General features: G+C 34.0%; 7 protein-coding genes and 1 riboswitch. Of the genes, 1 reads left to right on the forward strand and 6 read right to left on the reverse strand.

Annotation, left to right across the window (positions count from 1 at the left end):
- Positions 1 to 389: 389 nt before the first annotated feature.
- The gene (locus SVN78_07395; protein ID MDY6821427.1) at positions 390 to 1,421 is read right to left on the reverse strand and encodes a molybdopterin-binding protein; all 1,032 of its coding nucleotides are present in this window, start codon (positions 1,419 to 1,421) and stop codon (positions 390 to 392) included.
- Positions 1,422 to 1,487: 66 nt separating this feature from the next.
- Positions 1,488 to 1,626: riboswitch (molybdenum cofactor riboswitch) on the reverse strand.
- Between the two features lie 161 nt (positions 1,627 to 1,787).
- Between SVN78_07395 and SVN78_07400 the strand changes: the two genes are divergently transcribed.
- Positions 1,788 to 2,783 (forward strand): SDR family oxidoreductase, encoded by a 996-nt coding sequence (locus SVN78_07400; protein ID MDY6821428.1) that lies wholly within the window; start codon positions 1,788 to 1,790, stop codon positions 2,781 to 2,783.
- A gap of 35 nt (positions 2,784 to 2,818) precedes the next feature.
- Here SVN78_07400 and SVN78_07405 read toward each other — a convergent pair whose 3' ends face one another.
- The 5 genes from SVN78_07405 to SVN78_07425 form a co-directional block, all read right to left on the reverse strand.
- A complete protein-coding gene (locus SVN78_07405; GenBank protein ID MDY6821429.1) occupies positions 2,819 to 3,574 on the reverse strand; it encodes an SDR family oxidoreductase in 756 nt (251 codons plus the stop codon).
- 105 nt (positions 3,575 to 3,679) lie between these two features.
- Positions 3,680 to 4,174, reverse strand: a complete 495-nt coding sequence (locus tag SVN78_07410; GenBank protein MDY6821430.1) for a VOC family protein — start codon at positions 4,172 to 4,174, stop codon at positions 3,680 to 3,682.
- Between the two features lie 24 nt (positions 4,175 to 4,198).
- The gene (locus SVN78_07415; protein MDY6821431.1) at positions 4,199 to 5,005 is read right to left on the reverse strand and encodes an SDR family NAD(P)-dependent oxidoreductase; all 807 of its coding nucleotides are present in this window, start codon (positions 5,003 to 5,005) and stop codon (positions 4,199 to 4,201) included.
- Between the two features lie 53 nt (positions 5,006 to 5,058).
- Positions 5,059 to 6,225, reverse strand: a complete 1,167-nt coding sequence (locus SVN78_07420) for a CaiB/BaiF CoA-transferase family protein (GenBank protein MDY6821432.1) — start codon at positions 6,223 to 6,225, stop codon at positions 5,059 to 5,061.
- A 15-nt stretch (positions 6,226 to 6,240) separates the two neighbouring features.
- Positions 6,241 to 6,544, reverse strand: a 304-nt coding sequence (locus SVN78_07425) for a hypothetical protein (GenBank protein MDY6821433.1), incomplete at its 5' end; no start/stop codon positions are given.

Here is a 6,544-nt window from a genome sequence, read left to right on the forward strand (position 1 = left end):
AACTTATTTTTGAATTTCATTTTATCTATAGTAAAACCTCAAATACTCAGATAAATGTTATTAAAATTTAAAATTACTTATTTCAGCAAATTAGCCATTTATTTAAATTACATGCTATTTATATAATTATTGTGCTATTGTCAAGTTTAAAGTTTTCATATCTCTTCAAAAGTCTCCCAACTTTGCAAGTCAATCCTCTGACTTCGCAAGTCAGATTTTCACTGTATTTACAGCATCATATGCAATTTTCTCATATTGGAATAAAGAAGGCTATCTATATCCTTGATGACTGTAGATTTGCAAGCATATTATGCATTAAAAAAACTGTTTTATTGTAGTCTATATTGAATTTTAATTAAATGCAGTAATTTTAAATCTTCTAATAACATCTATCTTAAATATACACCCTTCCCGAAAGAGCATACCGGATACACACATGTTTTGCATTGATGACATAAACCACCTATTGCTTTTGAGGCAATATCATCCTTTGTTATCTTTATTTCAGCTAGTATTTGGGGCAGGAAAACATCAAGAGCTGTTATGTCATAAAATAGTGCAGCTGCAGGTACTGCACAAACAGTGATATCGCTAAGGTATCCGATGGAAAAATTGTTTCCAGGCTGTATAGGATTACCTTTTTGGACAAATTGAACTCTTGCAATTTCTATGCCAAGCCTTGTTTTGTCATCAGGATCTACAGATGTCCCCCCAGTAATAAGTATTAGTCCGCTTCCATTCGCCTCCTCTTTTATGGCGGAGGCAATTGCTATCTCATCATCAGGGAGAATTCTGTTGTTTATTTTGTTTATCCCAAATTTTATAAGCTTATGTTTCAGTTTTTCGGTAAATTTATCTTCAATTCTACCATAATATATTTCATTTCCAGTTACTATTATAGATGCGCTTTTAATTGTATATTTTTTTACTGATAATACTGGCTGCCTGAGAACTGCCTTCATTTTGTCAAATATTTCTTTTTTGCATGTTAAAGGGATAGTCCTGAATGCTGCGACCTTCATTCCTCTGACAACAGGATATCTATCACTTATAGTTGGCATAGAAGGTATTTCCATTCTGTTGATTTTTAACACAGCTTCCTTGTCAACGATAAAAATACCATCTACATTTGCAAAAAAACTTATCTTTCCTTCCGTAGGAGATTCACTGTAAGAAATATTTTCACCGGCTGCCAAAGGTGCAATCGCCATTGCTACGTCATTTTCATGTAGTTCATCAGTGTTTTTCTCCTCAACAAAAACGTACTCTTTTCCTAAACGCAGTAAATGCTCAATATCCTTTTTTCTGATAAGATGTCCTTTATAAAATGCCACACCTTTAAAATTGGTATCCAGATTTACCTCGGTAATATCATAAGCAAGTTTTTTGCCTACTGCATCTTCAACTTTTAATTTTTTCATTTCACCCCCAATAAAAAAACCGGTTACCTGCATTCAGATAACCGGTTTAATATATTATCAATATTATAAAACTACCAGTTATCTCCTTTCCACATTTCGGGAGGTATAGACGTTTCCATCCATACCCTGGGGGCGTACCCAGCCGGCTCATAAGTCGTATCGAGATTTACGACTTAGACTTATGAACTCGGAGATAATCGTTTCTACAATATCTTAAAATAATTGTCAACTTTTACATTGGTAAGTTTCCATTTTTTTCACATTAACATCCTAAGTAAACGTTTGTTAACAATTCATTAATTGATGAGCCAAATCTTCTAAAGTTTTAAGTTGAAATATTCAAAATATTTAAACTAAGAATTTAAAATGCAACAGCTTATTGTTTTTTTATTATTTATGATATATATATCAATAAATAATCACAAAAAACATTTTACACAAGAGGAACCTATGGCATTAATTGATGATCAAGACCTCCCTTTAACAAAACATCATACCCGATATGATGCAATAGACCCAACTTCTACGCTGAAAGGTAGTGCATCGGGCAAGGTTATTTTTATTACTGGCGCATCAAAGGGAATTGGGCGAGCAACTGCTATCGCCTTTGCTGAGGCTGGTGCAAAGGCAGTTTATATTACAGCTCGTTCAGAGCAAGCACTTAAAGAAACACAAGACCTGATTCATCAGACAAACTCAAATACACAATGCGCTTATTCAAGGTGTGATGTGACTAGTGCGTCACAGGTTGAAGACACTATTTTGGACTGTGTAGAAAAATTTGGTAGTATTGACGTAGCCGATGCAAACGCTGGCTATCTTGGTCCATGGGCAAAGATAGGTGAGTCTGACCCTGAAAGCTGGTGGTATACCTGGGAAGTAAATATGAGAGGGGTTTATCACGTAATACGTTTTTCCATACCCTACCTTATAAAATCGGCAAAAAAGTGGGCTACAAAAGGGCTTAGTGGTGGTCATCTGATTCTAATCTCATCGCTTGGGGCTCAACTTTTGATTCCAACTGCATCTGATTATCAAGCATCAAAACATGCGATCAACCGCCTTTGTGAATTTGTTAATGTAGATCATGGTCAAGATGGCATTAAATGTTTCTCAGTCGATCCTGGTGGTGTTGTTACAGATCTTGCGCTGAACATGCCAAAAGATATGCATAACTTTCTTTCTGATAGCCCTGATCTCGTAGCTGGTTTTATCGTATGGTTGTCTACTGGACAGGCAGACTGGGCAAAGGGGCGCTATCTCAGCGCCAACTGGGATGTTAAAGAATTAACTGCACTCAAAGATAAAATTTTGAGAGATAATCTGTTAGTAAACCGCCTGCGCGTTTGTACCGGCTCATAACATTTCACTAACTTCGTAAGTTAAAAAATATTTTTTTAAAGTTCCTGGATCTGTGGACGAACAAGTAGCTCGCACACATTAACACGTGGTGGCTGGCTAACACAATACAAAATGGCTCTAGCAATATCATCACTAGTTAAAATTTCAAGACCAGGTGCATAAAAACCTTGTTGACCGGTTACCATTTTCCGTATCTCTTCGTCTGTAATAGAATTTACAAGCTCGGTAGAAACAGCGCCAGGTTCAATTATGGTTACACGAATACCATATTGCAAGACCTCTTTGCGCAGTGCTTCACTGATGGCAGCTACTGCAAACTTAGTGCCACTGTAAACCGCAGAAGTTGGAAAAGCTACACGGCTTGCAACTGATCCAAGATTAACAATGTGCCCCTTTTTACGCTGGATCATACCAGACAACACAGCATGCGTAGTATACAGCAAACCCTTAATATTGACATCAATAGTGCGATCCCAATCATCTACCCTACCCTTTGCCAATGGAGATAAAGGCATAATACCAGCATTATTTATTAGAATATCCACACCACCTTCTTTTTCTAATTTTTTACCTGCAGTGAAAACTGCAGACCTGTCAGTGACATCCAGCGGCAATATCTCAGCTTTGCCGCCTTTTTTTTCAATTTCCTGTTTTAAAGACTCCAGACGGTCTTGTCTTCTTGCAGAAAGTATAAGGTGTGCACCTTCTGCGCTAAGAAGTTTGGCAGTTGCCTCACCAATACCGCTACTTGCTCCTGTAATCCATGCACGTTGTGATTGTAATGTGCTCATAATCATCTCCTATTTTTTCGTACTAACTAATATATGTGATAATATAACAAAAGCAAGGTTACATAATATTAATCTCCCACGTCGCAAGTTATAATTTTTAATACATTATTCTTTTGGGTATCTATCTTCTGGTTCAGGCCATTTAAAATCTTTGCTTATATTATAAATCTCAGCAATAACACCTAAATCATCATCAGTTGATAAATAGGTATAGGTCAAACCCTTCCAATTTCCACCTTGTAATATCTTTTTGTTTCGTTTTTTTAATGTATCAAGGGTTTTTTTATAATCTGGCGTGCCAAAAGCTATATGATGCAAACCTTCACCATGTTTTTCTAAGAATTCAGCATAAATAGATTTATTATCTAAAGGCTGTATTAATTCCCATTGAACACCATCTATATCACACACAGCAAGTTTCATTGCATAATCAATCCTTTTTTCGTTTATAATCATATCTTTAACCGTTTCTGGGTTAAACTCATAAATTAACCATGGACCTATACCATATTCATCATTGTAGATCTTAACAGATCTCATTAAATCTTTTACAACAACAGCTACCTGCAATACTTTGTTAAATAAAGCATCCTTTTCCATAAATACACCTCCAATGTTATTAATCTAAATAGCTGCACCACCACTGACAGCCATAGCTTGTCCAGTTATATGTTCTGACTCTAACAAAAAGATAACTGCCTTAGCCATATCTTGTGGTGTTTGTGCAACCTTTTGTGGAATCATTGTTTTAACATTTCTATTAAAACTCTCTTGTATACTTTCACCTTCTATAGAGAATTTTTTTGCAAGTAAATCCCACATTTGTGTAAAAACAATACCAGGGCATATTGAATTTACTGTTATATTATAACTTGCAACCTCTTTTGCAACGGCATTGGTAAAACCAATGACTGCAAATTTTGATGCACAATAATGTGATAAACCTTCTATACCGATCTTGCCAGCAATTGAGGCAAAATTTATAATTCTTCCATAATTCTGTTTTTTCATAATGGGTAAAACCTCTTTACAGAATAAAAAAGTCCCTTTCGTGTTAATATCCATCATTAAATCCCACTCTTCCTCTTTTATTTCCTCAACAGGTCCTGCAGTAACTACACCAGCTACATTTATTAAAATATCAATTGTATTAAATTTATTAACAATCTCATTAATTGCATTAGTTACTTCCTGATTTTTTGATACATCTGCAGCTATTACATTTATTTTGTCTTTAAATTCTTTTTCCATCTCTTTAGCTCTTGTTATACCCCCTATGTAGTTTGTTTGATATTGATTATATGCACCATCTACATTTTCAGCCTCAACAATTACTACTTTAGCTCCTTCATTGACTAATGTTCTTACAATTTCTGAGCCAATACCACCTGCACCACCAGTAACAACTGCAACCTTATTATCAAATTTCATATATCAACCTCCTTTTTTTATCTCCAAACTTGCGAAGTTAGGAGATTTTTGAGTTAGACTATTTTATTTTCTTTAAGATAACTTATCTCTTTCTCATTATATCCTAATGATTTTAAGATCAATTCTGTATGTTCACCTAACATTGGAGAATAAGATTTAATCTTTTGTTTAGTTTTTGAAAATTTTATTGGCAATGCTATCTGTTTTACTTTGCCTTCTATAGGATGATCAACTTCCATTATCATTTCCCTTTCCTTAAACAATCTATCTTCTAGTGTTTCTTGAATAGAATAAACTGGTGTTATACATGTATCTACACCTTCAAAGAGCTCAATCCATTCATCCCTATTTTTCTCTTTAAAAATTTTTTGAATCTCTTCTCTTAGATTTTCTTTCTTCTCCTCAATAATATTAGATGCGTACTCTTCAATTAGATCTTTTCTACCAACTGTTTCACAAAAGTTTTTCCAGAATTTATATTCAAGATTTCCCATTGAGATATACTTTCCATCCTTTGTCTCATATACGTTATAGTTGGGCAACCCACCTCTTAAATCTAATATAGGCATATTTTTACTTTCTACTAAATAACTTGCAATGTTAACAATATTATATGAGAGCATACAATCTGTCATTGAAATATCAATATATTGACCTTCGCCACTTTTACCTCTTGCTATTATAGCAGCCAAGATAGAGAGTGCTGAGTAAACCCCTATAGTCATATCAGCAATGGGTATTCCTGGGATAACAGGTTTATCTAAGCCTGTTTTACCTAAGATACCAGCAATACTAATATAATTAATATCATGCCCTGGTTTTTTACTATATGAACCATATTGTCCATATCCAGTAGCTGCACAGTAAATAAGTTTAGGGTTAACTTCTTTTAATCGTTCATAACCTAGGCCAAGTTTTTCCATAACCTTAGGTCTAAAACCTTCAAAAACAACATCATATTTCTTTACTAAATCTAAAAATATCTCTTTGCCTTTTTCTTTTTTTAAATCTAATGTCATACTCTTTTTATTTCTATTTAACATTAGAAATATAATATTTTCTTTTTTGTTTTTAGGAGGCATATCTCTCATATAATCGCCACGCCCTGGCTCTTCAATCTTTAATATGTCTGCCCCTAAATCGCCTAAAATCACTGTTGTATACTCAAAAGGTAGTAACCTGCCCAAATCTAGTATTTTTATACCTTCAAGTGCCTCCATAACTCACCTCACATATTATATTAACATATTATTAAGCATATTTAAATTTTCTATGTCATCTATCTTTAGTATTACACTTACTATTTTATCAGTTTTTACATCTCCTATTATAGGCTGTAAAAGGTCACTATTTTTTTCAATTAACATCTCTTTATCTGCAGGATTTTCAAAATCCCCAAGAGGATATTCCACATATTCTTCAAAGGTTTTGTTATCATTAGTTATAATAGTAGCTTTAGCTGGCCACTTATTAGGATACTCCTTTTCTATTGTATCTGATAAAACAATATTAGTTTTTTCCATTATTTTTTTAATGTTT

The sequence above is a fragment of the Deferribacterota bacterium genome (assembly GCA_034189185.1).
Classification (GTDB): domain Bacteria; phylum Chrysiogenota; class Deferribacteres; order Deferribacterales; family UBA228; genus UBA228.

Bases quoted from the DNA above. Each gene is read 5' to 3' on its own strand.
- SVN78_07395 (MDY6821427.1), bottom strand. From the start codon at position 1,421: ATGAAAAAATTAAAAGTTGAAGATGCAGTAGGCAAAAAACTTGCTTAT.
- SVN78_07400 (MDY6821428.1), top strand. From the start codon at position 1,788: ATGCAACAGCTTATTGTTTTTTTATTATTTATGATATATATATCAATA.
- SVN78_07405 (MDY6821429.1), bottom strand. From the start codon at position 3,574: ATGAGCACATTACAATCACAACGTGCATGGATTACAGGAGCAAGTAGC.
- SVN78_07410 (MDY6821430.1), bottom strand. From the start codon at position 4,174: ATGGAAAAGGATGCTTTATTTAACAAAGTATTGCAGGTAGCTGTTGTT.
- SVN78_07415 (MDY6821431.1), bottom strand. From the start codon at position 5,005: ATGAAATTTGATAATAAGGTTGCAGTTGTTACTGGTGGTGCAGGTGGT.
- SVN78_07420 (MDY6821432.1), bottom strand. From the start codon at position 6,225: ATGGAGGCACTTGAAGGTATAAAAATACTAGATTTGGGCAGGTTACTA.